Genomic DNA, 25,916 nt, shown 5'->3' with positions numbered 1-25,916 from the left:
ACCATGCTGGCAACCATTACTGATTTTAAACAAAAGATTACGTTGATCCGCGACAGCGGCATTCAGTTTCTCGACTTCGCGCTGAAGCCGGTTTGGGATCTCGAACTGCCTGCCAAATTTGTGCGTAAAAGTGCCAACGGCCCGCTGTTGCGTCTGGATTATAATCCGCAAAATGGTCGTCATTTTTTACCGGCAACCGACGGTGGTGCGCCGGAAGTGGTGCGTCCTGAGTTCAGTTTCCCGCTGGAACAGTCACTGAAACTGCTGGATCAAATCTGGCTGCCGTTGCCTTTTTTGCGCTTTAATCCACCGCGCACTTTCATGGCGGGTCCCGATAACTGGGCACGGGTGCAAATCCGTCAGCTCGATACACCGGAAGCCGACGGCAGCACGCACCGCGTGGTGATTGCTTTCGATACCCGCGTGGTGGAAGGCGATGACGAACACACCCAGCTCGCGCCGACATCCGATGACGTGAAAAACGGCATCAGTTTCGCGCTGGCGTGGCATAACGACGAACTGCCGGATTTCCTCGACCAGACCTGGGTTGACGGCTGGCTGCGTGAAGTCTTTACCGAACAGTCCGCCATTCGTGAACAACGTGAAGCGCGCAACATCAAAGTGGCCCTGCGCGAGTTTGAATATCAGGCGCACTACCTGAATTTACTGGAAATGCTCGGCAGCCAGCTGGGTATCCCGGAGCTGAAAATCGGCGGTGCCACCTTGCAGGAACCGGCGATCAACGTAGATCTGATCCTCGATGTCGGTAACTCACATACCTGCGGCATTCTGGTTGAAGATCACGTGGGAGAAACCGACGGTCTGAAACAAACCAGCGAACTGCAACTGCGCGACCTTTCTCAGCCGCATTTTCTCTATAACGAACTGTTCGAAAGCCGGGTGGAATTCGCACAGGCGCGTTTCGGTAAACCTAACTTCTCCGCAGAAAGTGGCCGTGATGATGCGTTCATCTGGCCGTCGATTCTGCGTGCCGGTCGTGAGGCCAGCCGTCTGGCATTGCTGCGCGAAGGCACTGAAGGATCGACCGGTATTTCCAGCCCGCGCCGTTATTTGTGGGATGAAGACAGTTATGCGCCAGGCTGGCGTTTCAGTCAGGGCGGTCACGGTGCTGTGACTGAGCCGGTTGCGGCGGCCATGCCGCTGACGTTTCTGATTAACGATGAAGGACAACCGCTGTCTGATTTGCCCGCTGAAGATCGTCTGCCGGTATTTTCGGCGCACTACAGCCGCAGTTCCGTCATGACGCTGATGTTGTCGGAACTGCTGGCGCAGGCGCTGATGCAAATCAATAGCCCGGCGCAGCGGACTAAAATGCTGCGCTCTTCCGCCCCGCGTCAGCTACGCAATATCATTCTGACGCTGCCGTCGGCGATGCCGAAACCGGAGCGTGAAATTTTCCGTCGCCGTATGCAGGAAGCGATTGGTCTGGTGTGGAAATCAATGGGCTGGCATCCGTCTGATGACGGCTTCAAAAATCCGGCTGACAAGGCGAAGAGCCTGATGCCGGTGCCGGATGTACAGATGGAATGGGACGAAGCGACCTGCGGACAAATGGTCTATCTGTATAACGAAACGCAGGTGAATTTCGGCGGGCATACCGGTGAATTCTTTGCCAGCATGGCGCGTCCTGACCGCGAACTGGCGGATGACGAGCCAGTCGGTAAAACGTTGCGTATCGCCTCGATTGATATCGGCGGCGGCACCACCGATCTGGCGATCACCCAATACTGGCTTGACGACGGGATGGGGAATAACGTCAAAATCACCCCGCGTCTGTTGTTCCGCGAGGGCTTTAAAGTGGCGGGCGACGATATCCTGCTCGACGTCATTCAGCTCTACATTCTGCCAGCGCTGCACGCGGCGCTGAAAAAAGCCGGTCTGGCGAATCCCGACGGGCTGATGACGCGGCTGTTCGGCAGTGAAGGCCGCATGGACGGGCACGCGACGCTGCGCCAGCAAAGCACGCTGCAAATTTTCATTCCGCTGGCGCACGCCGTGCTGGAAGTGTATGAACGCTTTGATCCCCTGGATACTCACGCAGAAATCGACGCGCCGTTTGGTGAATTGCTGGAACAGGCACCGACGCAAAAAGTGCTCGATTATCTGCACACGGAAATTCAGCGCGTACTGCCTGCTGGTTCTGCGGTCTTTGATATTCTGCAAACCCCGCTGGTACTCAAACTCAGCAAACTGCACGGCGAGTTTTTATCTAACCGGATGAGCATTACGCAGAATCTGCGTTCACTGTGCGAAGTGGTGTCGCTGCATGACTGCGACGTTTTGCTGCTGACCGGCCGCCCTTCGCGCTTCCCTGGCATTCAGGCGCTGTTCCGCCATCTGCAACCGTTGCCGATTAACCGCATGTTATCGCTGGACGGTTATCACACCAGCGGCTGGTATCCGTTTAACAAACTCGGACGCATCGACAACCCGAAATCAACGGCGGCTGTCGGCGCGATGCTGTGCCTGCTGGCGCTGGATCTGCGTCTGCCGGGCTTCTACTTCAAAGCCGGTGATTTCCAGCCGTATTCGACGGTGCGTTATCTGGGCATGCTCGATGGCAATCAGGCGCTGACCGGCGAGAACGTCTGTTACAGCGATATCGACCTCGATGCCCATGATTACAAACTCGACGGCGGGGCCAGTTTCCGTATTCGCGGTGCGATTTGTCTGGGCTTCCGTCAGCTTGAAAATGACCGCTGGCCGGCATCACCGCTTTACACTCTGTCGATTGCTGAACCAGAACTCGCGCGCAAAGTGGCGGGTGACAGCGTGCTGCGGGTTAAACTTGCAGTGAAAAAAGGCGAAGATCACCCGACGCCGGAATTTTTTGATATTGCCAGCGCGGTGCTGGATAACGGCACCAAAGTGCCAGCCCATCACCTGCGTCTGCGGCTAAATACACTGGGCGAAAGCCATTACTGGATCGACAGTGGGAGCGTATTCGTCTCATGACAACCAGCACAACAGCAACAATTCCTGCGCAGGCACTGACCACGAATGTGCTGCAACGTCAGTTTGCCGCCGCGTCCGACACTATCGGCGATGCGCTGAACTGGGTGGAGAAAACCCGCGCGCAGGCACCGCGACTTGATCTCGAAGCCGACCGGCTGAATTTGCAATTAAAGCGCTGTCGCGACAAGGCGCAACGTCTGGCGCTGGCCTGCGAACTGCCTCCTGCGCTGGGCTTTTACGGTCATTCTCAGGCCGGAAAATCCTATCTTATCTGCTCGCTGGCCGCGGGGAATTATGGCCGGCTAGAAACCCGTCTGGGTGGCGTGACGCTGGATTATCTGACGCAAATCAATCCTGGCAACCGCACTGCGCGACTGGCAACCCGTTTCACGCGCCAGTCCGATGTGCGCGACCGTGCGTTCCCCGTTCGCGTGTTGTTACTCAATGAGCCGGATCTGGCCCGTATCGTTATCCGCGCCTTCGGGCCGGACAGCCAGTATCACGTGCCGGATACGCAGCAGATCACTGAGCATCTGAATAAACTGATGATGCATCGCCAGCCGGAGCCGGTTGAAGGTTTCAGCAGTGAGCAGATGATGGGTTTGTGGGACTCGATGATCCGTCTCGATGCCCGCCGGTTCCGTCACCTCAATGCGCATTTCTGGCCGGTTGCGGTAAATCTTGCGCCGTATCTGAACGTTGATGATCGTGCGCGGTTGTTCTCCATCCTGTGGGGCAACGTGCCCGCGCTGACCACGGCGTATCGCCATTACGCGCACACGCTTCAACATCTGGGCGGGGCGAAAAGTCTGCTGGCTCCGCTCAGTGTGCTGGTCGACGACGCGATGCAACCGGCAGACGGCATTTTCAGTCAGTCTCCGGCCTTCGATGTCGAAATTTCTGTCTGCCCGGAATTTGATGGATCGGTGACAGCGCCTGTGACGTTGTCACTTGAAGAGCTCACCCTGCTGGCGTCTGAAGTGCAGATCCCCCTGCTTTCTCCGCCACGTGAAGCCTTATTCGAACAGTTTGATTTACTGGATTTACCGGGGTACGGCACCGCTGAGGAGGATGACAGCGACGACGATATCAGCCCGCTGTTTCGTGCCAAAGTTGCTTATCTGCCGGAACGTTACACCGACCGCCATGAGATGAACATGCTGATGGTCTGCACCGCTGCGGATAAACGTGACGATGTGGTTGCCGTTGGCCGGACGCTGGAGCATTGGGTCAAAGAAATGCACGGTGAAAACACCCAGGTGCGCAGCCGCCGTAAACCGGGGCTGGTCTGGGTGCTGACGCCGTTTGACCGGCGGATGACGCAGTCAGTGCATTTCGACGAAGCCGTTCAGCGTCATGTGGGCAATCCGGGCGATGCCTGGGGCGCACTGCTGGCGATGGACGAGCGTGGTCTGCAACGCATGGCGGATTATCTGGTGGCAGAAATCCGCCCTGATGTGCGGCTGAACCGTCTGAGTGAATTGCGTGATGAACTGCACCGTGAACTGGCCGATAATCTGCTCGGGCGCTGGTATCAGGAAGGCGAAGTGGCTGATCCGCAGCAGAAACAACGGACGGTACAAACGGTGATTAAAGCGCTGCAAACCCGTACCGGCGTTCACGGCGAGTTACTTGAAAAACTGTTGCCGGGCCGCGATGAGTTACACCGTATTTATCTGGAACATACCGGACAGCCGGCGCAAACCGCCACTCAGGATGAAACGGGCGCGGAAAGTTTTGGTATCGGCATCGATATTGATCTCTTTGCTGAACAGCAGGACGCGCCTGTGTGGCAGGCAAAACCTGACGACGGCACCACGTTTGCCCGTCAGGTGCAGCGTTACTGGATAAACCATCTGCGCAGTTTGCCGGAAAACGAACCCCTGATCGCGCTGTTAGGCGTGGCGAAACCGACGGTCGAATTGCTGATGGAAGAACTGATCACCGCCAGTTTCCGTCTCAATATGGGCGAGGCGCTGGTGCGGTCGCTGGGCAGCGAATTACCGGCGGGTGCGCGGGAACATGAACATCATGCTGACCGGCAGGTTTCCCGCGCGCTGACTGTGCTGGGTGATTTTGTGGCCTGGCTGGGCTTTGAAAAACAGCCGGAAGCCGAACGCCCGGAAAGTCGTATTAATAAAGGCCATAAGATCTTCGCCAAACCGAAGAAAAGCGTCGCGAGCTGGAAATCTTCCCGGCGGCTGACCAAACTTTCCGCCACCCCGACCAATTCCACCGCATTTTATATTTACGACTGGCTGGTAGGATTGCAGGAAAGCATTATGCGCAATACGGGTTACGCGGCGGGCGGCGAAATCCCGGCAACGGAACGTGCTGCTCTGGCCAGACTGCTGAAGGCATTAAAAGCCGGTCACTAAAAAGATAAAACCGGAACAAACCAGGTTCCTTCCCCAGATACCTCACAGGCACTGTTTGCAACAGTGCCTGTGAGGAGTTGCCGTGACTTATGATTAAAACGCGGTTTCTAACACTTCGAGCACGTTGTACTCTTCATCCACCAACAGCAGTGCTTTCCATTTATCAAATGTCAGACACGGGTGGGAGGTGCCGAACACCACAATATCCCCGACCTGTACGTCAGCACCTGGTTTAAACGTTAGCATGGCATGCTGATCCATAATTCCTGTCGTTTCGATGGTTTCCCCGGGGCTATCAAGCAACTTACCCTGGCGATAATGCGCAACAGGATGTGGCAGGCCTGCGTCGAAGGCGCTGTCACGCTTGCCGAAGTTCACAATCGCACGGTCACTTTCTGGCACGGACTGTACCATTGCCACCAGCTCCAGTGCCGAGACCAGATCTCCCCCTAAATCGCAGGCGACTTTGTCACGCGCCATCAGCTCATTCTGCGCCTGGAGATAGATACCGCCGTCGTGGGTGATATAGCAACCAGGGCGGATTACCACGCGGCAGTTGGCGGGTTTTTTCGCTTCCAGCCAGACGTTGCAGACCACGTCATACCAGACGGAACCTGCTCCGGTAAGTATAAATTCACCCCCGACATGGCGTTCCAGCTGGCAGGCCAGCACGGCGGCATCGCGCAGCAAGGCTTCAACGTGTGGTCGTGGATTTTCACCGTGCAGCACGCCCTCATACAACTCAAGTCCACGCAGACGCAAACCCGGCAGCGTAGAAATAGTTTCTGCCAGCATCAGCGCATCTTCTGCTGTTCGGCAACCGCAGCGCCCGCCGGGTACACCCAGCTCAATCAGGACATCAAGTTGTTGGTTTTGCGCGCTGAAAAATGCATTCAGCGATTTCGCATTGGTGAGGCTATCTACGCAGCAAAGAAAATCTACGTCCCGATACTCATTTTTAAGATCCGCGACCAGCTGCATGTTCGCCTTGCCCACGAGCTGATTTACCATGAGCACGCGCTTCACACCAGCGACCATCGCAATGCTGGCCTGCCAGGCGCTGCCCACGCCAACAGCCCAGGCACCGGCCTGCTGCTGCTGTTGGAAGATCCAAGGCGTCATGGTGGTTTTACCGTGTGGTGCAAGGGATACACCGCGAGTATCGGCATAACGCTGCATCCACTGAATATTGTTCTCCAGCGCCGCTTTCCTGATTACCGCTGCGGGCAGACAAACGTCTTCTTGCAGGATATTCGCCGGGGTAAACATCAGGGCGGATTTATGTGGGACGAGGTTACCTGACTGGTATTTCATAACATTACTCCTTGAAGAGTGTCATTTTTATAATAACGAGTATCGCATGTAACTTATTGAAATTAAGGTATATATAATATTATCTTAGGATTTTGTGAATAAAAGTATCATAAATATGTGTGTTTTTTGCGTAGTCTTCCACTGTTTTTATGGCTTGTAAATGGTTAACTTTAATCAGGAACATTGCGGAGGTATGGAAGACATGAAATTCGATTATCTGTTCAGGAACATTACGGTTATCGACGGCAGCGGCGGCCCGGAATACCGCGCTGATGTTGCCATCAAGGACGACTTGATTGCTGAGATTGCACCGGCAATCAGCGGTCAGGCGCAGAATGAAATTGACGGCACGGGCCGCGTGCTGGCTCCGGGTTTTATCGACGTCCACACCCACGATGATATCAACGTGATCCGTATGCCGGAGTATCTGCCGAAAATCAGTCAGGGCATTACGACGGTGATTGTTGGCAACTGCGGGATCAGCGCCGCGACGGCCACGATGAAAGGTTGCGTGCCAGATCCGATGAATCTTCTCGGGGATGTGGCTCAGTTTATCTACCCAACGGTTGCTGACTATGCGCATGCCGTTGAACAGGCTCGTCCGGCGATTAATGTCGGGACGCTGGTGGGTCACACCGCGTTGCGTAATAACCATATGGACAATTTGTTGCGCACCGCGACTGAAGATGAAATCAGCGGGATGCGCAAACAGCTTCGCCTCGCGCTGGAACAAGGCGCTCTGGGATTAAGTACCGGGCTGGCTTATGCCTCAGCATTTCAGTCGTCTACTGAAGAAGTGATGGCGTTGGTGCAAGAGCTGGCGGCGCAGAAAGGGATTTACACTACCCATTTGCGCTCTGAGTTTGAACCGATCCTTGATGCGCTGGATGAGGCATTTCGCATTGGTCGTCACGGCAAAGTGCCGGTTGTGGTCTCGCACCATAAATGCGCCGGTGCTAAAAACTGGGGCCGTACCGTTGAAACCCTGAAGCTGTTCGATAAAGTACGCGAGCACCAGGATGTGTCCTGCGACTGCTATCCGTATTCCGCCAGCTCTTCCACGCTGGATATTCAGCAGATTACTGACGATTTCGACATCGTTATTACCTGGTCAGAGCCCCACCCGGAGATTGCCGGACTGTCTTTAAAACAAATTGCGGAAAACTGGTCAATGACGTTGGTTGAGGCGGGCAAGCTGTTGATGCCAGCCGGAGCAATTTACTACAACATGGACGAACAGGACGTCCGTCGGGTGTTGACCTATCCGGTGACAATGATCGGTTCTGACGGTTTACCCAATGACCCGATGCCGCATCCCCGACTTTGGGGGGCTTTTCCCCGCGTGCTGGGTCACTATAGCCGCGACGAGAAGCTATTCCCGCTCACGGTGGCGGTACACAAGATGACCGGTATGTCAGCAGCACGGTTCCAGCTTCCAAAACGCGGCCTGGTGAAATGCGGCTATTATGCTGATCTTGTTATGTTCGATCCGCAAACCGTGCGCGATGTGGCCAGTTTCAGCCATCCCCAGCAAACTGCTGCGGGCATCGAAGCGGTGATGGTCAATGGTGTGATGAGCTATGGTCAGGATAAAAAAGTTATCGGACGAGCAGGACGTTTCCTGCGCCGGTAAAACAATAAAGTGGAAGATTACCTCGTCATCCACCCCAAAAAAGGAGTAAGCATGAGCATTAAACGTTACGGAGTAGGCGGAAGCACCGGTACCGGCGGGCAAAAACTGCCCTTCGCTAAAGCTGTAGAAGCGGGCGGCTGGCTGTACGTTTCCGGACAAACCCCCATGATAAACGGCGAAGTGGTAGAAGGCGGTATCATCGAGCAGTCACGCCTGGCGATTCAGAACTGCGTGGACATCATGGAAAGCGCGGGCTACACCCTGGCCGACGTGGTACACGTCAAAGTATTCCTGACCGATTCCCGCTATTTCCAGTCATTTAACAAAGTATTCAGCGAGTACTTTGCTGACCATCCCCCTGCCCGCGTTTGTTGCGTGGCTGACCTGGTGGTGGACTGCAAAGTGGAAGTGGATTTGACCTGCTATAACAGCGAACGGGCGAAATAAGTCTGACGCAAGGCGGATATTATGTCCGCCTAACTAAATATTAAAAAATATTATTCGGCATATTTGCAATGTATGCCAATGGGTTTTCTGTATGTTTTTTCAGGAAGCTAATTTCATATTTATTATTAATCTGGAAGTGAGTTATGAATAACCCTGTATTCTTAATCGGTTTCATTATTTATGCTCTCGCCATGATTTGGCTTGGCTGGTTTGTTTCACGTAATCAAAAAAGCGGTGAGGATTTTCTCCTTGGCGGTCGTTCCCTGCCGATGTTCTTAACGCTGGGCTCAACAGTGGCAACCATGGTCGGTACCGGCTCAAGCATGGGTGCGGTTGGTTTTGGTTACAGCAATGGCTGGGCGGGAATGCTGTATGGCCTGGGCGGTGCAGTAGGAATTTTACTGGTCGCCTGGTGGTTTGCACCGATTAGAAAATTACGCTTTATGACGATGAGCGAAGAACTTTCTTATTATACCGGCGGTAGCCATGTTATAAAAAATATTGTCGGACTGCTGATTTTCGTCGCTTCTATTGGCTGGCTCGGCGCACATATTCTCGGTGGGAGTTTATATTTATCCTGGGCGACGGGTATCGACTTAACCGTGGCGAAAATTATTATTGCGTTTGCCTTTGCTATATATGTTGTCATCGGGGGATATTCTGCGGTGGTCTGGACAGACACAATCCAGGCGTTGATTTTATTCTTCGGTTTCATTCTGATGGCGATCCTCGCGGTAGTCCACGTCGGAGGATGGGATGCCATTCAACATGCGATGGATCCTAAAGCACTGAGCTTCCTGGCGGTAGATAAGCTCGGTGTGATACCTGCATTGTCTCTGGCAACCGTTATCGGGGTGGGTGTACTGGCAACGCCGTCATACCGCCAGCGAATCTATTCAGGTAAAGATGTTTCTTCGGTCCGCCGTTCGTTTGTCTATACCGGCATCTTGTACTTATTCTTCTCTATCCTGCCTGCGATCATCGGCATGGCCGCTTTCACCATGAACCCGTCGCTGGAAAACAGCAATTATGCTTTCCTGTTTGCGACGAGCTTCCTGCCAAGCGTACTTGGGATGGTTGTGCTGATTGCCGGGCTTTCGGCGACCATGTCTTCTGCCAGTTCTGATGCGATCGCCGCGGTGGCTATCATGATGCGTGACCTGTACACGATGGTGACCGGCAAGATGCCACCGGAAAACAAAGCCATCACCCTTTCTCGCTGGATGTTGGTCTTTGTGATTGGTTTGGCTCTGATTTGTGCACTGACCTCAAACGACATCATTAGCTATATCACTAAAATGATTTCCACCCTGATGTCGGGGCTGTTTGTATGTTCAATTCTGGGGCGTTTCTGGATGCGTTTTAACTGGCAAGGGGCATTAACGGCGTTGTTAGCTGGCGCGGCAGTCTCTATCGCTGTTCTGGTGAATGACAGCTGGATGGCATTCTGGGGTAACCCATGTATTCCTTCCGTTCTCGCGAGCTTGTTGGGTTCGATTTTGGTGACTGTATTGACTCCGGCGAGCAAAGTCAGTCGCGAAGAAGCGCTGGAGATGATTACCCGTGAGCGTGAAGGTCAGCCAGCTGCCCCGGTCCCGCTGGGCAAGAGCGCGACTGAGAACGCATGATGAACGAAAACTATATTGCCATTGACTGGGGTTCGACACATCTGCGCGCCTGGCGCTACCACAGCGGACAGTGTGTCGACAGCCTGCAGTTGCCTTACGGTGTGAGCCGTCTGGCAGAGAAAACTGCTTGCGAGGTGTTCGAACAATACATTGCGCCGTGGCGTGAGCAGGAAGTGATCCCGGTGGTGATGGCCGGGATGATTGGCAGCGACGCGGGCTGGCAACCCGTGCCCTATCTGCCCTGCCCGGTTTCTCTTCTTGAGTTAAGTGATCGGATTTATGAAGTCGCTGAAAAAGTGTGGATTGTGCCAGGGTTGCGAACCGGGCAAAACGTGATGCGCGGTGAAGAGACCCAGCTGTTGGGGGCAATGCTACTTTCGCCCGCCGCCTGTTATGTCATGCCCGGTACACACAGTAAATGGGTGAGCATCGCAGGAGGTAGGGTCAGTGATTTTGCGACCGCCATGACCGGCGAACTTCATCACATCCTGATGAACCATTCGCTGATCGGCAAAGGATTACCGGCGCAGCAAGATGATGTCGCGGCATTTGCGGCTGGCCTGCAAAGTGGGCTGGAATCGCCAGCCCTCATCAACAAACTGTTTGCCGCGCGGGCCAGCCGGGTGCTGGGCTCCCTGCCGGCAGAGTCGGTGAGCGAATGGTTATCCGGCCTGCTGATTGGGGCTGAGGTCGCTACGCTGCAGGACAACACGACCCAGGTCACGTTGGTAGGAGGCGGATCCTTGTGCCGCCGTTACCTTCAGGCGTTCGCTACGGCGGGCATTCAGGCCAGCGAAATCGCAGGTGATACCGCATTCCAGCAAGGAATAAGGAGCATTCTTGATGCAAGATACTAACGCACTGGTCGCGATACTTCGCGGCATCCATCCCTATGAGGCCAGCGAGCATGTCGGTGCACTGATTGAAGAAGGTTTCGGCTATATCGAGATCCCGCTAAACTCGCCGAACTGGCAGCAAAGCATTCCGGCAATGGTGGAAAGCTACGGCGATAAGGCAATGATTGGTGCGGGAACAGTGCTGCACGTTGAGCAGGTTGATTTTCTGGCGAAAGCCGGGGCAAAACTGGTGGTGACGCCGAACACCAATCCTGCTGTGATAAGGCGTGCGGTTGACGCAGGAATGCTGGTTTGTGCCGGGTGTGCGACGGCGACTGAGGCATTTTCTGCCCTGGAAGCCGGCGCGCAGTGTCTGAAAATCTTCCCGTCTGCGGTTTTTGGCCCGGCCTATATATCGGCTCTGAAGGCTGTATTACCGCCCGACGTCCCGGTTCTGGCCGTGGGAGGCGTCACGCCTGAAAATCTGGGCGACTATCTGAAAGCGGGTTGTGCCGGAGCCGGTCTTGGCAGCGATTTGTATCGTGCCGGACAGGATGTGGCGGTGACGCGTACGCAGGCCCGACGGTTTATGGCGGCATTCACGGTGTAACCACGCTGCCAGCAAAACTAATCTCCCAGCGGCTGGCGGTCAACGCCGCCGCGATGGCTGTCCAGCGCCAGTTTAATGCGACGCAACCGGTCTTTGGCCTGACTCTTGTTGGCCATAGCCAGCTCTGTTGCCAGCACGTCAATCATCGCCAGCATCGCGTAGCGCGACGTACTCGGTTTGAAGATGTAGTCGTTCTCACGCACGATCAGCGGCAAAACTATATCGGCACTGGCAGCAAGCGGTGTCTCTTCCGGAGTGATGGCGATAACTTTCGCACCGTATTGTCGCGCGATTACCGCGCTCTCAATGATCTCCTGCGTGTAGCCCCCCAAAGACAACACCAGCACCACGTCGTTTGGCGCGACGGCGGAGCACATCATGCGCACCAGAAGACCGTCGCTCTGGCTGACGACCGGCAGGCCGAGGCGGAACAGACGGAATTGCACCTCCTGAGCACAAATCGTTGAACCGCCGCCCATGCCAATGGCCAGTATTTGTCGGGCCCCACTCAGCCAATCCACGGCTTTCTTCAATAACTGCGGGTTTAGCGCGCGGCGATTGATATCCAGCACGTTGATGATAGTTTCATAAATTCCCTGCACCCCTTCCAGGTCGGGAACGTCAAGAATAAAGCGTTGCCCGACGGCCAGCGACTGGGCCAGCTTCACTTTCAGTTCCCGAACGTCTTTACAACCAATTGCGCGGGCGAAGCGGGTAATGGATGCCTGGCTTGTCCCGGTAAGACGTGCCATTTCTGCAATCGGCAGTGTTGTGGCGGATTGAACATCGTCGAGAATAAATTGCGCGATACGCTTTTCCGTAGCGGTCAGTTCCACAAAACGGTCGGTGATACAGGAGATAATGTCGATGGACAAGGCCATGGTACGTCTCAGATAGTGAAGATAAATAAGTGGTACTTTGTACCATTTCAGGCACTGTTGCAAATACCGTCACAAGAAGTGTTTCGCTGGCGTCCCCTTCCCCTTTTCCACTGAAATTTGCTTAAACGGAAATACAGATTCCGCACGCAATTCCGCAAACGTTGTTACACAAATTGCCGGTAAGCGGACGATAAGTATGGGGTCAGTAAATTTCATTCACTGCTCAGCGTGTACACCAAACTGACGACCGAACATCCTATCGTTCGGGGGCGTTATCAGCTGGCAAACTGTTATAGGGGGCGCGCGGGTTTAATTAATTCTGGCGGTGTGGCATTAATTAATGCCGTGCAGGATGTCTGTCTGGACAAGAAAGTCACTATTGTCTGATGTTATTTTAGAAATATTAGTTTAGCTGAATAAGTGTGCGAGTCGGGAGTCACCTTCCGGCTTTTTTATGTCGGTTCAGAATGTTTTGTTTTTGATTAATTTCAGGCAGCTGATTAATTCAGAATTCGATTTAAGACTGAACTTTTTCATGATATTTCTTTTGTGTACGCTGACAGATTTCTCTGCCATTTGCAATTCTCTGGCAATGTGTACGACATCATTACCTGCGTGAAATAGCGAGGCGACGCTGGACTCCCTGGCAGATAACCTGGGTTGCCGGCAGTTGGCACAGTCACGTGGCAGCTGGTCAGGTGTACCTGTTGTGTGGTTTGCCCAGCCTGTTAACACCCGTTTTCTGATGCTGTCCAGTGAACTCTTGCGGTTAACAAAAATAATATTAGTAATGCATAAAGGTAAGTCTGAAACGAAAGGCACTGTGCGGGAATCGTATACTGCAATAATCAGACTGTGCGAATTACGCTGCTGAAATAGAGGTTGGCAGAGAGTACTTTCACCGGCACTGAATCTTTTAACGATAATGTTCGCAGCAGAAATATTGTCTTCAGTCAGATCAGAGATCTGTACGGGTATTTTCTTTTCGAGAGAAAATATCTGCATCAGAAAAATTTCCATGCCGTAACGATATGCCACATTCGGGTCATCAAAAAAAATATTTAACATGACAGGCTTCAGCTTATTAAAATAATTAATGGTGCCTGTTATCCTCCTGCAGGCTTGTGGCTGATATTACTAACTTAATGGTGATATTCAAAATTTTTTCGGGTCTACTTTTACACTAAAAACCTGTTTGCTTTTAAGATCTTCATTACTTCGTGGTTTTTAATCCGAGAATCAAAGGCCCTGAGTGCTGGCCTTTGGTTTTTACCATGCTGCGACCTACTCCGTCAGCACCCAGACGCTGACACTGCCTGCTGCACAAAAGAATACGGCGGAACCTTTTTCGTCAGTTTCGACACACTCTTGGCGGTTATCCAGCAGGTCATGCCATTTTTTGTGCCCGAAGTTATCGCCCAGTTCGATAGTTTTTTCGCCCGCTTCGCCGTTTGACATCACAACCACGCAGCCCGGATGTTCCGCGGTTCCGCTGCGGCTGAACGCCAGACAGTTCGGGTGATCAAAATAATCGATCTGAACGCCCCATGCATGAGTTTGCCGTGCTTTGATTAAGGTTTCCAGCCCCGGGATCACCGGCATGTCGATGGTGTAACTGTTACCGTCATCGCCTGCATCTTCGTAACTCGCACCGCATAAGTCCGGATAAAAGACTATTGGTACGCCCTGTTCGCGAAGCAGGATCAGCGAATAGGCCAGCGGTTTGAACCAGGGTTCAATGGGCGCTTCCAGTGACTGCAACGGCTGGGTGTCATGGTTAGCCACCAGCGTGACGGCGTGCGCGGGGTCGGCTGCCACCAGCGTATTGTCAAAAATCTGGCTCAGATTGTAATCCGCGCCCTGCTTTGATGCGTGATGGAAGTTCAGCTGCAATGGCGCATCAAAAAGCATGGTTTTACCTTCGACCTGCTCAATGTAATTTTGCAGCGTCGGAACATCATGCGACCAGTATTCCGCCACGATATAAATTGGATCTTGTGCCACGTTCTGGACGTGGTCAATCCAGTCCTTGTAGAACCACGCCGGAATGTGTTTGACCGCATCAAGGCGGAATCCGGTGCAGCCGGTTTGTTCCAGCATCCAGCGTGCCCAGTATTTGAGTTCCTCGCTGACCGCGTTGTTGCGAAAATCGACGTTGGCGCCCATCAGGTAATCATAGTTACCGAATTCGTCATCGACCTGATCGTTCCAGCCGCCGCCGGTGTAGTCGTTGATGATTTTGAAGATGCCCTGCTCATCAGGATTTTCGATGTGATCGACGCCGCTGAAGCAGTGATAATCCCAGACGAATTTTGAATACTGACCGTTGCGGGCAGCGAAGATAAAACGCGTCCAGGCATCGGCCTCAATGATGTCGTCACTGATTTCTTCACGATTGTCGATATTGACGCGGTTCACCTGCACGCGCTCTTTCTCATCCGCACCCATTTTATGGTTGAGCACCACGTCGAGGATCACGCCCAGTCCCTGAGATTTCAGCGCGTTGATGGCGGCCAGTAAGCCCTCTTTATCGCCATATTTTGTTGCGCGCGTTCCTTTCTGCTCAAACTCACCCAAATCAAATAAATCGTAAGTGTCATAACCGACCGAATACCCGCCGGAATCCCCTTTATACGCAGGGGGTAGCCAGGCGGCAGTGATGCCGGTTTGTGCCAGCCATTCGGCCTTTTCGGCAATTTCCGGCCAGAGCTGGCCGCCGTCCGGGTAATACCAGTGGAAGAACTGAAACAACGTAGGATTCTGCATACAGGATTTCCATTCACATGACCGGGAAATGAAGTATGGAGCAGGAACGGGAAAAATGCGGTAACAGGTGGAAAAAGAGGCAAAAAAAGCCGGTCAGCGAAGTGACCGGCTTGAGATTACGCGGGATTATGGTCAGTCGATATCAGGATGCTGCGCAATCAGGTTCTTTCTTTTGGCTTCAAGTTCAACAATCTGCGCATCAATATCTTCGATTTTTTGTTCGATATTGTCGTGATGTTCCTGAAGAATTTCTTTCGCTTCTGCACGATCTGAAGCGGCAGGTGTCGCGCCTTTCAGCGGTCTGTTGGCGGTTTCTTTCATGAAGATACCGGTGACCAGTCCGATGATTGCCACGACCATCAGGTAGTAAGCAGGCATATACAGGTTACCGGTGGCTTCTACCAGCCAGGCGGCGATAGTCGGTGTCAGACCGGCGATCAGCACGGAGATGTTAAACGCAATCGCCAGCGCGCTGTAGCGGATATGCGTCGGGAACATTGCCGGTAACGTTGAGGCCATGACGCCGATGAAGCAGTTAAGCAGTACCGCGAGGATCAGAAGCCCGGCGAAGATAAGCCCGACCACACCGCTGTTAATCAGAATAAAGCACGGGATCGCCAGGATAAACAGGCCGATACTGCCAATGATCACAAAGGGTTTACGACCAAAGCGGTCACTCAGCAAGCCCATGAACGGCTGAACGAACAGCATACCGACCATAATCGCGATGATGATCAGCACACCGTGGTCTTCAGAATAATGCAGGCTGTGCGACAGGTAGCTCGGCATGTACGTCAGCAACATGTAGTAAGTGACGTTCGTGGCGATGACCATCCCGACGCAAACGATCAGCGGTTTCCATTGCTTGGTCAGAATTTCACGGAAAGAGACTTTCGGCGGCTCGGCAATGTCTTTACGGGAATCGCTGTCGATTTTATCGACGTGCTGCTGGAATGTCGGCGTTTCTTCCAGCGCATGGCGCAGGTAGATACCGATCAGGCCCAGCGGTGCGGCGATGAAGAACGGTATACGCCAGCCCCATTCGAGGAAGTTGGTCTCACCGACAATGCTGGAAATCAGGACAACCACGCCCGCGCCGAGGATAAAACCGGCGATAGAGCCGAAGTCCAGCCAGCTGCCAAGGAAGCCACGTTTTCTGTCAGGCGAGTATTCCGCGACGAAAATTGCTGCGCCGGTATATTCGCCCCCGACCGAGAAGCCCTGCGCCAGTTTGGCCAGTAACAGCAAAATCGGCGCCCAGATACCGATAGTGGCGTAACCGGGGATCAGACCGATACAGAAGGTACTGACCGACATAATAATGATGGTGACGGATAACACTTTCTGACGGCCAAACTTATCGCCTAACGCGCCAAAGAACAGGCCGCCCAGAGGCCTGACGAGGAATGGAACGGAGAAGGTCGCCAGAGCGGCAATCATCTGAATGCCCGGATCAGCGCCCGGGAAGAACACCTGACCCAGTGCGAAAGCGACAAAACCATACACACCGAAGTCGAACCATTCCATCGCGTTACCTAACGCAGCGGCGGTGATAGCCTTCTTGAGCTTGGAATCGTCAATGATAGTAATGTCGTTGATATGCATCGGTTTAACGCGTTTCTTTCTCAATCTAATCATGTACATCCCTTTTATTACATAACTTCACTGTGTAAAGCGTGAGGTATTAGTTCAGTACCCTTAATCAATATTGGGTATCAAATGTTATTTACGAAACTATGACATTATAGAATGTTTTTTACAGAAGGGAAAAATGTGATCAATGTTGCATTTTTGGCAGCCGCCGCCGCCAGTAAACATCCGTAAGTGGTAATGTGTTTTCAATTTAATGAAATTGCATTTCAATTAATAAAGGGAAGCCTAAACACGGCTGATTTTATTGCCACTTATGAGGTGAATCATGGCGAAAGGTTCTCAGATTCAATTCAATTTCCACACCGTTCAGGACGCACAAACCGGCGCATGCGTAACGCGTCTGACGCCGCCCGATGTGCTTTGCCACCGTAACTATTTCTATCAGAAATGTTTTACCCGCAACGGCGCTAAGCTGTTGTTTGCCGGTGAATTTGAGGGCAACCGCAATTACTATCTGCTGGATCTGAAAACGCAGAAGGCGGTTCAGCTGACTGAAGGAAAAGGTGACAACACCTTCGGCGGCTTCCTTTCTCCGGACGATCAGTTCCTGTATTACGTGAAAAATGAGCGTAGTTTGCAGCGGGTAAAACTGGCTGATTTCAGCGAAAAAACCGTTTATACGGTGCCGGAAGATTGGGTCGGATACGGCACATGGGTGGCGAACAGCGAATGCACCAGTCTGGTGGGTATTGAAATCAGTCGTGAAGACTGGACGCCGTTATCTGACTGGAAGATTTTCCAGGAGTTTTATCACAGTAATCCGCACTGCCGCCTGCTGCGCGTGGATCTGATCAACGGCAAATCGCGCGTAATACATGAAAAAAATGAATGGCTCGGACACCCGATTTACCGGCCATTTGACGACAATACCGTCGCGTTTTGCCATGAAGGTCCGCACGACCTGGTGGATGCGCGCATGTGGCTGGTGAATGAAGACGGCAGCGATGTGCGCAAGGTGAAAGAACATGCGCCGGGTGAAAGCTGCACGCATGAATTCTGGGTGCCGGACGGCTCCGCGCTGATGTATGTGTCTTACCTGAAGGGCCAGCATGACCGACATATCCGCTGCTTTGATCCGCAAACCGGTGAAGATATTTGTCTGATGACCATGCCCGCGTGTTCGCATCTGATGAGCAATGAAAACGGGACACTGCTGGTCGGCGACGGTTCCGGTACGCCGGTAGATGTGAAAGATACCGCCAGTCATACGATTGAAAACGATCCGTGGCTGTATATTTTTGATGCCCGTACCCGCCGGCATGCCCCGCTTGCTGCACATAACAGCTCATGGCGCGTGCTCGATGGCGACCGTCAGGTGACACATCCGCACCCTTCTTTCTCACCCGACGATCGTCACGTGTTGTTTACCACTGATTATGAAGGTCTGCCTGCGTTGTATCTGGCAGAAATTCCGGATGCGCTGCTCAGCTCGTTAAGAAAGGACTAACCGATGTTTGTATTTAAAAAAGAGATCCCCTTACAGGATTTGGGCGACGGTGTAAGCCGTCGTGTTCTGGCGCATGACGGCAGCATGATGGCTGTTGAAGTGTATTTTGAGGAAGGCGCGGTCGGGCCGATGCATAACCATGTGCATGAGCAACTGACGTATGTGCTGTCCGGTCGCTTTAAATTTACTATCGGTGAGGAAACTCACGAAGTGAGCGCGGGCGATACACTGTATAAAAAGCCGTACATCATGCACGGCTGCGTATGTCTGGAAAAAGGGGTGTTGCTGGATACCTTCACCCCACAACGGCAGGATTTCCTTTAACCCATAAAAAAACCGGTGCCACATGAGCACCGGTTTTTTTGTCGTCTGAAAACGAAATCTTACGCGAGGATTTCACGCACGAAGTTTTCGATTTCTTTGTTCTGGCAGTTCTCGAAGAAACATTTCTGGAAACGTTCACCGGTCACAGCGGTTTTCACCAGTTCAGGATCGATAGCACGCAGCGTATCCAGGTAGTTTTCTTTCACTACGGCGGCTTTCACCTGATTCAGGATACCGGCATTGCGCACCTGAGGTTCTTTACGATCTGCCGGATAGCCCTGGCCTTTCTCGCCGGTAAAGGCTTTCTCGAAGATGAATCGCACGTTGAGTTCTGCGCCCCAGCCGAAACCTTTGGCGAATGGCAGTGATAATGCGTTGCCGTTGTTGATCTGCGCGAACAGGAAAGCATCCGCCGGATCAATGCAGTAACCGCAGTTAACGCCCGGATGAATATTCAGCGACATCAGCGCGCCCTGCCCGGTGCCGCAGCCTGCGACAACAAAATCAACCGCTTTGGAGTTGAGCAGAATGCTGGCCATGATGCCCAGATGGATGTAAGTCAGGTGATGATCCTGCTCATCAGACATGCCCACGTTGTACACCGGATATTCTTTCTCAGATGCTACCGCGTTCAACTCTTTCAGGATAATCGCGTTTTTCGCGGCCTGACTGTTTTCCATCATCAATGCAATTTTCATGAGATTTCCTCTTTGGGCAGCGGTTTTACACGCTGCTGTCGGTGATTATTCAGCAAAATTTGGCGTGATTAACGCGCCAGCCAGCCGCCGTCAACGGCAATTGTGTAGCCATTAATATAGTCGGATGCCGGAGAAGACAGGAACACAACCGGCCCCATCAGATCGGATGGCAAGCCCCAGCGACCGGCAGGGATGCGGCCCAGAATTTCTTCGCTGCGCGCTTCATCGGCACGAAGTTGCTGGGTGTTGTTGGTGGCCATGTATCCCGGCGCAATGGCGTTCACGTTGATATTGTGTTTCGCCCATTCATTCGCCAGCAGGCGGGTGACGCCCATCACGGCACTTTTTGATGCGGTGTAAGAAGGGACACGGATACCGCCCTGATAAGAAAGCATTGACGCAATGTTAATGATTTTGCCGCCGGTGCCCTGCGCGATAAATTGTTTTGCCACCGCCTGAGCCATGAAGAACACCGATTTGATGTTCAGGTTCATGACGTCATCCCAGTTCTTTTCGCTGAACTCAATGGCGTCTTCACGGCGGATGATCCCGGCGTTATTGACCAGAATATCGATATGCCCCATTTCTGCCACGGCGCGTTCGAGCAGCGCGGGGATAACTTTGGTATCGCTGAGATCCGCGGTCAGGCTCAGGAAACGACGTCCTGTCGCGCCGACGCGCTCGATGGTTTCAGCGGGTTCAACAATGTTGATGCCGACAATATCACAGCCTGCTTCAGCCAGACCAATGGCCATGCCCTGCCCTAAACCGGTATCGCAGCCGGTGACTACCGCGACTTTTCCCTTCAGAGAAAAATTATCCAGAATCATGATGTTTCCTTTTCATAAAACGGAGGCGAATGCGCTTTTCCGTAGGATTTTTGGTTGTCGGGCTTTGCCCGGCGCCTGAGTCATAGAAGGAGTTTAGCGAGAAACGTTGTTCAACTCAACAAAATGAAACATCATTTCAATTTATATAAACTTCGGTGTTGTTTTTTGTTGGGTTGATCACGTCCTGAGGAATACCGCTGTGCGGATGCCTGAAAAACACGTCATAAAATGAGGGGGAAATGCCGAAGAAGTCGCAACGAAAAGGTTGTGGGAAAGACAAAGAGAGAATATGGGACGGGGATTTAACAGAGTTCACTGCCCGGCAGGAAGCCGGGCCAGCGGTACACGCTTACGGGATAAGCGGAAGTGTTTTTAGTGCAGGCAGCCCTGACATTCTGTGGCCATATTCAGGCCGCGGCGCCAGTCACCCGGTGTCTGACCAAACTGACGTTTAAAACTGCGGGTGAAAGACTGTTGTGAGTCAAATCCCAGCGAAATCGCCACGCTGACAATCGGTTCGCCGCTGCTGGCCAGCATATCCGCGGATTTCTTCAGTTTTTTCTCACGAATGTACTCACCCATCGGTAAACCGGTGTGCTCTTTGAACATCCGCTGAAGATACCAGCGTGAATAGCCTGCACGTTTGGCAACGGTTTTAATATCCAGTCGCTCTTCCAGATTGTGATCGATCCAGTCGATCAGATCGTGAATGAAATCCTCGGTTCTCATGGGCCATCTCCTGCTTATTTTTTTGTTTGTGCGCCCCGAGGGCGACTCGTCTTTTTATAAACTGACCTAGTTTTAGGTTAAATGCAAGTTTTACTATTGCATTTAATTTTCCATTACCGGATAGTCTCCCACCCCGAAGTAAACGTTCTGTAAAATAGCACAGAAAGTGTAACAGTAATTCTTGCACTTTAGTAGGCGCATCCCTACAATCCTCTCGAATCAATTGTATCAGTATTTGATACATAATTGTGCTGATGAACGGCACAAGTCCCAAAAAAGTCAGATCAGGCAAAGGACGTTACCCGGCGGACAGGCCGGTGTATTGCCTGACAGCACTTACTCACTGGAAATAAAAATAATGATGAACCTGCAAAAAACACAGGTTGTTGCACGCGGCCGCTCCGGTGGCTCGCATTTGACGTTGCGCCTTTCAGGGATCGCGCTGATGGTTGCCCTGCTTGCCGGGTGTGATAACAGCGTTGCACAAAATTCGGCTCCTCCTGCCCCGCAGGTCAGTGCCGCAGATGTTTTGATTAAATCGATAAGCCAGTGGGATGCATTCAACGGACGTGTGGAAGCGGTGCAAAGTGTACAACTGCGCCCACGGGTGTCCGGTTACATTGATAAGGTGAATTATCAGGAAGGTCAGGAAGTGAAAAAGGGTCAAGTGTTATTCACCATTGATGACCGCACTTACCGCGCCGCACAAGAGCAAGCTCAGGCAGAACTGGTTCGTGCACGTAATCAGGCCAGCCTGGCGAGAAGTGAATCCGGGCGTACCGAAGCACTGATGGGCACACAGGCAGTATCGAAAGAAATCGCCGAGCAGCGACGTTCGGCGGCATCTCAGGCGCAGTCTGATGTACTGGCCGCTCAGGCACAGCTGGATATGGCGCAGCTGAATCTTGATTTCACCCGCGTGATTTCGCCTATTGATGGCCGCGCCAGCCGTGCGATGATCACATCAGGAAATCTGGTGACCGCCGGTGACAGTGCCAGTGTGCTGACGACGCTGGTTTCGCTCGACACGGTGTATGTCTATTTCGACGTCGATGAAGGCACTTTCCTGCGTTATCAGGCGCTGGCCCGCGAAGGCAAATTCAATGATAACCCGCAGAATCGCCTGCCGGTTCACGTGGGATTAGTCGGCGAAAACGGTTATCCGCATCAGGGCGTGGTGGATTTCACCGATAACCAGCTCAATTCCGGTACCGGCACCATCCGTATGCGCGCCCTGCTCGATAATCGCGACCGCACTTTCACGCCGGGATTGTTCGCCCGCGTTCAGATGCCGGGCAGTGCGCAATTCAGCGCCATGCTGGTTGATGATAAAGCGGTGCTGACCGATCAGGATCGCAAGTTTGTGTATGTGGTCGATAAAGACGGTAAAGCCCAGCGCAGAGATGTGGAAGTCGGCAGGATGTCTGGCGGTTTGCGCATTGTGCAAAAAGGCCTGGAAGCCGGTGACCGCGTGATCATTGATGGCGTGCAGAAAGTCTTTATGCCGGGAATGCCGGTGAATGCCAAAACCGTCAGCATGGCCGCCAATGTCGCCGCTCCTTCTCCTACTGCCGTTCAATAAAAGAGAATCCTGACTCATGGACTTTTCCCGTTTTTTCATCGACCGGCCTATATTTGCGGCTGTTTTGTCGATTTTGATTTTGGTTACCGGCGCCATTGCGATCCCGCTGCTGCCGGTCAGTGAATATCCTAATGTCGTGCCGCCAAGCGTGCAGGTACGCGCCGAATATCCGGGTGCCAACCCGAAAGTGATCGCTGAAACCGTGGCGACGCCGCTGGAAGAAGCCATCAACGGCGTCGAAAATATGGTGTACATGAAATCTGTCGCCGGTTCTGATGGCGTACTGGTGACAACGGTGACTTTCCGTCCGGGCACCGATCCGGATCAGGCGCAGGTGCAGGTGCAAAACCGTGTGGCGCAGGCCGAAGCGCGTCTTCCGGAAGATGTGCGCCGTCAGGGGGTAACCACTCAGAAGCAATCGCCGACGTTAACGTTGGTGGTGCACCTGGTTTCCCCTTCCGGCAAGTATGATTCGCTGTATCTGAGCAACTACGCCACGCTTAAAGTCAAAGACGAGCTGGCGCGTTTGCCGGGTGTCGGGCAGATCCAGATTTTTGGTGCTGGCGAATATGCTATGCGCGTCTGGCTTGATCCGAACAAAGTTGCGGCTCGTGGTCTGACCGCTTCCGACGTGGTGAAAGCCATGCAGGAGCAGAACGTGCAGGTTTCTGCCGGTCAGCTTGGCGCAGAACCGATGCCAAAAGACAGCGATTATCTGCTGTCCATCAATGCCCAGGGACGTCTGAAAGACGAAGACGAGTTCGGCAAAATCATCCTGAAAAGCGGTGATAATGGTGAAATTGTCCGTCTGCGGGATGTCGCACGTATCGAAATGGGATCCGGCAGTTATGCGCTGCGTTCACAGCTGAACAATAAAGATGCCGTGGGTATTGGTATCTTCCAGTCACCGGGCGCTAACGCCATTGATTTGTCAGACGCTGTGCGCGCCAAGATGACTGAGCTGGCTACCCGCTTCCCGGAAGGCATGACCTGGCGTGCGCCGTATGACCCGACGGTGTTTGTGCGTGATTCGATCAGTGCCGTGGTTCATACGCTGCTTGAAGCCGTGGTGCTGGTGGTGCTGGTTGTTATTTTGTTCCTGCAAACCTGGCGTGCGTCGATTATCCCGCTGCTGGCGGTACCGATTTCGGTTATCGGGACGTTCAGTATTCTGTATTTGCTCGGATTCTCGCTCAATACCCTCAGCTTGTTCGGACTGGTGCTGGCGATAGGGATAGTCGTCGATGACGCCATTGTGGTGGTAGAAAACGTCGAGCGAAATATCGAAGAAGGGCTGGCACCGAGAGAAGCGGCGCATCAGGCGATGCGGGAAGTTTCCGGCCCCATCATTGCGATTGCGCTGGTGCTGTGTGCGGTGTTTGTGCCGATGGCGTTTCTCTCCGGCGTAACCGGCCAGTTCTACAAGCAGTTTGCGGTGACTATCGCGATTTCTACCGTGATTTCTGCCATCAACTCACTGACGCTCTCCCCTGCGCTGGCGGCGCTGTTGCTGAAAGCGCATGGTGCGCCAAAAGATATGCCATCGCGCTTAATCGACCGTCTGTTTGGCTGGATTTTCCGTCCGTTCAACCGGTTCTTTAATGCCAGCTCACATCGTTATCAGAGTGCGGTATCGAAAACGCTGGGGCGTCGTGGTGCCGTATTCGGTGTCTATGTTCTGCTGTTATGTGCAGCGGCGTTTATGTTCAAAGCGGTGCCGGGTGGTTTTATCCCGACGCAGGATAAATTGTATCTGATCGCCGGTGTGAAGATGCCTGAAGGGGCTTCGCTGTCGCGTACGGATGCGGTGATCCGCAAAATCAGCGCGATGGGACTGAGCACCGACGGTGTGATTGATGCGGTTGCGTTTCCCGGCCTGAATGCGTTGCAGTTCACCAATACGCCAAATACCGGCACGGTGTTCTTCGCGCTCAAACCCCTGAGCGAACGTACCCGTACCGCGGCGGAGATTAACGCTGAAATCAACGCCAAGATCTCGCAGATTCAGGAAGGCTTTGCCTTCTCGATTATGCCACCGCCAATTCTCGGATTGGGTCAGGGTTCCGGCTATTCCCTGTATGTGCAGGATCGTGCAGGTCTGGGTTATGGTGCATTACAGACAGCGATCAACACGATGTCCGGTGCGATTATGCAAACGCCTGGCATGGGTTATCCGATCTCGTCTTATCAGGCCAACGTACCTCAGCTTGACGCGCATATCGACCGCGATAAGGCCAAAGCTCAGGGGGTGTCGCTTGACGACCTGTTCAGCACATTGCAGGTGTATCTCGGTTCGTCGTATATCAATGACTTCAACCGTTTTGGCCGTACCTGGAAAGTGATGGCGCAGGCCGATGGCCAGTTCCGTGACAGCGTTGAAGATATCGCCAATCTGCGTACGCGTAACGATAAAGGCGAAATGGTGCCGATTGGCAGCATGCTGAATATCACGACCACATACGGGCCTGATCCGGTGATCCGCTATAACGGTTACCCTGCGGCCGACCTGATTGGTGACGCTGATCCGCGCGTGTTGTCTTCTGCGCAGGCGATGACGGAGCTGACCGCGATGTCTAAAAACCTGCTGCCGAACGGGATGAATATCGAATGGACGGATCTGAGTTATCAGCAGTCCACGCAGGGCAACGCGGCGCTGATTGTGTTCCCGATGTCGGTATTGCTGGCGTTCCTGGTGCTGGCGGCTTTGTATGAAAGCTGGACACTGCCGCTGGCGGTCATTCTGATTGTTCCGATGACCATGCTGTCTGCGTTGTTTGGCGTGTGGCTGACCGGTGGCGATAACAACGTCTTCGTGCAGGTCGGACTGGTGGTGCTGATGGGACTGGCCTGTAAGAACGCGATTCTTATTGTCGAATTCGCCCGTGAGCTTGAAATGCAGGGTAAAGGGATAATTGAGTCGGCTCTGGAGGCCTGTCGTCTGCGTCTGCGCCCTATCGTGATGACCTCGATTGCGTTTATTGCAGGGACTATCCCGCTTATTCTGGGGCACGGGGCTGGTGCAGAAGTGCGAGGCGTTACCGGTATCACCGTGTTCTCCGGAATGCTGGGTGTGACGCTGTTCGGTCTGTTCCTGACGCCGGTATTCTATGTGGCACTGCGTAAGCTAGTGACCCGTAAGAAAGCGGTACTGGAAACACAAACAGTGTGATCTGAAAATCAGAAT

Annotated in this window: 19 protein-coding genes and 1 pseudogene; 12 read left to right on the top strand and 8 right to left on the bottom strand. The window is 53.2% G+C overall.

The genetic code is table 11. The features are described from left to right. Positions 1-3: 3 nt before the first annotated feature. Both J1784_RS17970 and J1784_RS17965 read left to right on the top strand, forming a co-directional pair. Positions 4-2,976 carry a virulence factor SrfB gene (locus tag J1784_RS17970; RefSeq protein ID WP_217150323.1) on the top strand — a complete coding sequence of 991 codons (2,973 nt, stop codon included), beginning with the start codon at positions 4-6 and terminating at the stop codon, positions 2,974-2,976. Further along, positions 2,973-5,354 carry a virulence factor SrfC family protein gene (locus J1784_RS17965; RefSeq protein WP_217150322.1) on the top strand — a complete coding sequence of 794 codons (2,382 nt, stop codon included), beginning with the start codon at positions 2,973-2,975 and terminating at the stop codon, positions 5,352-5,354. Before J1784_RS17970 ends, J1784_RS17965 begins: the two co-directional genes overlap by 4 nt. A gap of 93 nt (positions 5,355-5,447) precedes the next feature. Here J1784_RS17965 and J1784_RS17960 read toward each other — a convergent pair whose 3' ends face one another. After that, positions 5,448-6,668, bottom strand: a complete 1,221-nt coding sequence (locus tag J1784_RS17960; protein WP_217150321.1) for an amino acid deaminase — start codon at positions 6,666-6,668, stop codon at positions 5,448-5,450. Between the two features lie 202 nt (positions 6,669-6,870). Between J1784_RS17960 and J1784_RS17955 the strand changes: the two genes are divergently transcribed. The 5 genes from J1784_RS17955 to J1784_RS17935 all read left to right on the top strand — a co-directional run bounded on the left by J1784_RS17955 (position 6,871) and on the right by J1784_RS17935 (position 11,822). Next, positions 6,871-8,301: an N-acyl-D-amino-acid deacylase family protein gene (locus J1784_RS17955; RefSeq protein WP_217150417.1), complete on the top strand. Its 1,431-nt coding sequence runs from the start codon at positions 6,871-6,873 to the stop codon at positions 8,299-8,301. A gap of 51 nt (positions 8,302-8,352) precedes the next feature. Then, positions 8,353-8,748 (top strand): RidA family protein, encoded by a 396-nt coding sequence (locus tag J1784_RS17950; protein ID WP_120132262.1) that lies wholly within the window; start codon positions 8,353-8,355, stop codon positions 8,746-8,748. 143 nt (positions 8,749-8,891) lie between these two features. Then, positions 8,892-10,376 carry a sodium:solute symporter family protein gene (locus J1784_RS17945; RefSeq protein WP_120132263.1) on the top strand — a complete coding sequence of 495 codons (1,485 nt, stop codon included), beginning with the start codon at positions 8,892-8,894 and terminating at the stop codon, positions 10,374-10,376. After that, on the top strand, positions 10,376-11,233 hold the full coding sequence (locus J1784_RS17940; protein ID WP_217150416.1) for a 2-dehydro-3-deoxygalactonokinase: 858 nt from the start codon (positions 10,376-10,378) through the stop codon (positions 11,231-11,233). Before J1784_RS17945 ends, J1784_RS17940 begins: the two co-directional genes overlap by 1 nt. Beyond that, on the top strand, positions 11,220-11,822 hold the full coding sequence (locus J1784_RS17935; RefSeq protein WP_217150320.1) for a 2-dehydro-3-deoxy-6-phosphogalactonate aldolase: 603 nt from the start codon (positions 11,220-11,222) through the stop codon (positions 11,820-11,822). Before J1784_RS17940 ends, J1784_RS17935 begins: the two co-directional genes overlap by 14 nt. A gap of 17 nt (positions 11,823-11,839) precedes the next feature. On the opposite strand, the gene J1784_RS17930 is transcribed toward J1784_RS17935, so the two are convergent. Next, positions 11,840-12,703, bottom strand: coding sequence for a MurR/RpiR family transcriptional regulator (locus J1784_RS17930; protein ID WP_120132266.1), 864 nt, complete (start codon positions 12,701-12,703; stop codon positions 11,840-11,842). 228 nt (positions 12,704-12,931) lie between these two features. On the opposite strand from J1784_RS17930, the pseudogene J1784_RS17925 reads away from it, so the two are divergent. Continuing rightward, positions 12,932-13,090 (top strand): annotated as a pseudogene (locus tag J1784_RS17925) (class I fructose-bisphosphate aldolase); the annotation flags it as partial. A 75-nt stretch (positions 13,091-13,165) separates the two neighbouring features. Here the strand turns inward: J1784_RS17925 and J1784_RS17920 are convergent. From J1784_RS17920 to proP, 3 genes are all read right to left on the bottom strand, one after another. Next, the gene (locus J1784_RS17920) at positions 13,166-13,771 is read right to left on the bottom strand and encodes a helix-turn-helix domain-containing protein (protein ID WP_217150319.1); all 606 of its coding nucleotides are present in this window, start codon (positions 13,769-13,771) and stop codon (positions 13,166-13,168) included. A 216-nt stretch (positions 13,772-13,987) separates the two neighbouring features. Further along, positions 13,988-15,469, bottom strand: a complete 1,482-nt coding sequence (gene amyA, locus J1784_RS17915) for an alpha-amylase (protein WP_120132268.1) — start codon at positions 15,467-15,469, stop codon at positions 13,988-13,990. Positions 15,470-15,601: 132 nt separating this feature from the next. After that, positions 15,602-17,104 carry a glycine betaine/L-proline transporter ProP gene (gene proP, locus J1784_RS17910; protein WP_120508872.1) on the bottom strand — a complete coding sequence of 501 codons (1,503 nt, stop codon included), beginning with the start codon at positions 17,102-17,104 and terminating at the stop codon, positions 15,602-15,604. Positions 17,105-17,387: 283 nt separating this feature from the next. Between proP and J1784_RS17905 the strand changes: the two genes are divergently transcribed. Further along, entirely contained in the window at positions 17,388-18,569 is a 1,182-nt protein-coding gene (locus J1784_RS17905) for an oligogalacturonate lyase family protein (protein ID WP_217150318.1), read from the top strand. A 3-nt stretch (positions 18,570-18,572) separates the two neighbouring features. Further along, complete coding sequence (locus J1784_RS17900) at positions 18,573-18,893, top strand: cupin domain-containing protein (protein ID WP_120508855.1); 321 nt, start codon at positions 18,573-18,575, stop codon at positions 18,891-18,893. A gap of 59 nt (positions 18,894-18,952) precedes the next feature. Here J1784_RS17900 and J1784_RS17895 read toward each other — a convergent pair whose 3' ends face one another. The 3 genes from J1784_RS17895 to J1784_RS17885 all read right to left on the bottom strand — a co-directional run bounded on the left by J1784_RS17895 (position 18,953) and on the right by J1784_RS17885 (position 21,150). Beyond that, a complete protein-coding gene (locus J1784_RS17895) occupies positions 18,953-19,591 on the bottom strand; it encodes an RpiB/LacA/LacB family sugar-phosphate isomerase (protein ID WP_120508856.1) in 639 nt (212 codons plus the stop codon). Positions 19,592-19,659: 68 nt separating this feature from the next. Then, positions 19,660-20,421, bottom strand: coding sequence for a 2-dehydro-3-deoxy-D-gluconate 5-dehydrogenase KduD (gene kduD / locus J1784_RS17890; RefSeq protein ID WP_120508857.1), 762 nt, complete (start codon positions 20,419-20,421; stop codon positions 19,660-19,662). A 372-nt stretch (positions 20,422-20,793) separates the two neighbouring features. Further along, on the bottom strand, positions 20,794-21,150 hold the full coding sequence (locus tag J1784_RS17885; RefSeq protein ID WP_120508858.1) for a helix-turn-helix domain-containing protein: 357 nt from the start codon (positions 21,148-21,150) through the stop codon (positions 20,794-20,796). A gap of 361 nt (positions 21,151-21,511) precedes the next feature. On the opposite strand from J1784_RS17885, the gene J1784_RS17880 reads away from it, so the two are divergent. Both J1784_RS17880 and oqxB read left to right on the top strand, forming a co-directional pair. Next, positions 21,512-22,732, top strand: a complete 1,221-nt coding sequence (locus J1784_RS17880) for an efflux RND transporter periplasmic adaptor subunit (protein ID WP_420803981.1) — start codon at positions 21,512-21,514, stop codon at positions 22,730-22,732. A gap of 16 nt (positions 22,733-22,748) precedes the next feature. Continuing rightward, positions 22,749-25,901, top strand: a complete 3,153-nt coding sequence (gene oqxB, locus J1784_RS17875; RefSeq protein ID WP_217150317.1) for a multidrug efflux RND transporter permease subunit OqxB — start codon at positions 22,749-22,751, stop codon at positions 25,899-25,901. Positions 25,902-25,916: the final 15 nt, after the last annotated feature.

Source organism: Rahnella ecdela (assembly GCF_019049625.1).
GTDB lineage: Bacteria > Pseudomonadota > Gammaproteobacteria > Enterobacterales > Enterobacteriaceae > Rahnella > Rahnella ecdela.
This window is presented reverse-complemented; position numbering and strand designations above follow the sequence as displayed.

What these genes read in the sequence shown, in the direction of transcription:
- J1784_RS17970 (WP_217150323.1), top strand. Translation starts at nt 4, where the DNA reads ATGCTGGCAACCATTACTGATTTTAAACAAAAGATTACGTTGATCCGC.
- J1784_RS17965 (WP_217150322.1), top strand. Translation starts at nt 2,973, where the DNA reads ATGACAACCAGCACAACAGCAACAATTCCTGCGCAGGCACTGACCACG.
- J1784_RS17960 (WP_217150321.1), bottom strand. Translation starts at nt 6,668, where the DNA reads ATGAAATACCAGTCAGGTAACCTCGTCCCACATAAATCCGCCCTGATG.
- J1784_RS17955 (WP_217150417.1), top strand. Translation starts at nt 6,871, where the DNA reads ATGAAATTCGATTATCTGTTCAGGAACATTACGGTTATCGACGGCAGC.
- J1784_RS17950 (WP_120132262.1), top strand. Translation starts at nt 8,353, where the DNA reads ATGAGCATTAAACGTTACGGAGTAGGCGGAAGCACCGGTACCGGCGGG.
- J1784_RS17945 (WP_120132263.1), top strand. Translation starts at nt 8,892, where the DNA reads ATGAATAACCCTGTATTCTTAATCGGTTTCATTATTTATGCTCTCGCC.
- J1784_RS17940 (WP_217150416.1), top strand. Translation starts at nt 10,376, where the DNA reads ATGAACGAAAACTATATTGCCATTGACTGGGGTTCGACACATCTGCGC.
- J1784_RS17935 (WP_217150320.1), top strand. Translation starts at nt 11,220, where the DNA reads ATGCAAGATACTAACGCACTGGTCGCGATACTTCGCGGCATCCATCCC.
- J1784_RS17930 (WP_120132266.1), bottom strand. Translation starts at nt 12,703, where the DNA reads ATGGCCTTGTCCATCGACATTATCTCCTGTATCACCGACCGTTTTGTG.
- J1784_RS17920 (WP_217150319.1), bottom strand. Translation starts at nt 13,771, where the DNA reads ATGTTAAATATTTTTTTTGATGACCCGAATGTGGCATATCGTTACGGC.
- amyA (WP_120132268.1), bottom strand. Translation starts at nt 15,469, where the DNA reads ATGCAGAATCCTACGTTGTTTCAGTTCTTCCACTGGTATTACCCGGAC.
- J1784_RS17905 (WP_217150318.1), top strand. Translation starts at nt 17,388, where the DNA reads ATGGCGAAAGGTTCTCAGATTCAATTCAATTTCCACACCGTTCAGGAC.
- J1784_RS17900 (WP_120508855.1), top strand. Translation starts at nt 18,573, where the DNA reads ATGTTTGTATTTAAAAAAGAGATCCCCTTACAGGATTTGGGCGACGGT.
- J1784_RS17895 (WP_120508856.1), bottom strand. Translation starts at nt 19,591, where the DNA reads ATGAAAATTGCATTGATGATGGAAAACAGTCAGGCCGCGAAAAACGCG.
- kduD (WP_120508857.1), bottom strand. Translation starts at nt 20,421, where the DNA reads ATGATTCTGGATAATTTTTCTCTGAAGGGAAAAGTCGCGGTAGTCACC.
- J1784_RS17885 (WP_120508858.1), bottom strand. Translation starts at nt 21,150, where the DNA reads ATGAGAACCGAGGATTTCATTCACGATCTGATCGACTGGATCGATCAC.
- J1784_RS17880 (WP_420803981.1), top strand. Translation starts at nt 21,512, where the DNA reads ATGAACCTGCAAAAAACACAGGTTGTTGCACGCGGCCGCTCCGGTGGC.
- oqxB (WP_217150317.1), top strand. Translation starts at nt 22,749, where the DNA reads ATGGACTTTTCCCGTTTTTTCATCGACCGGCCTATATTTGCGGCTGTT.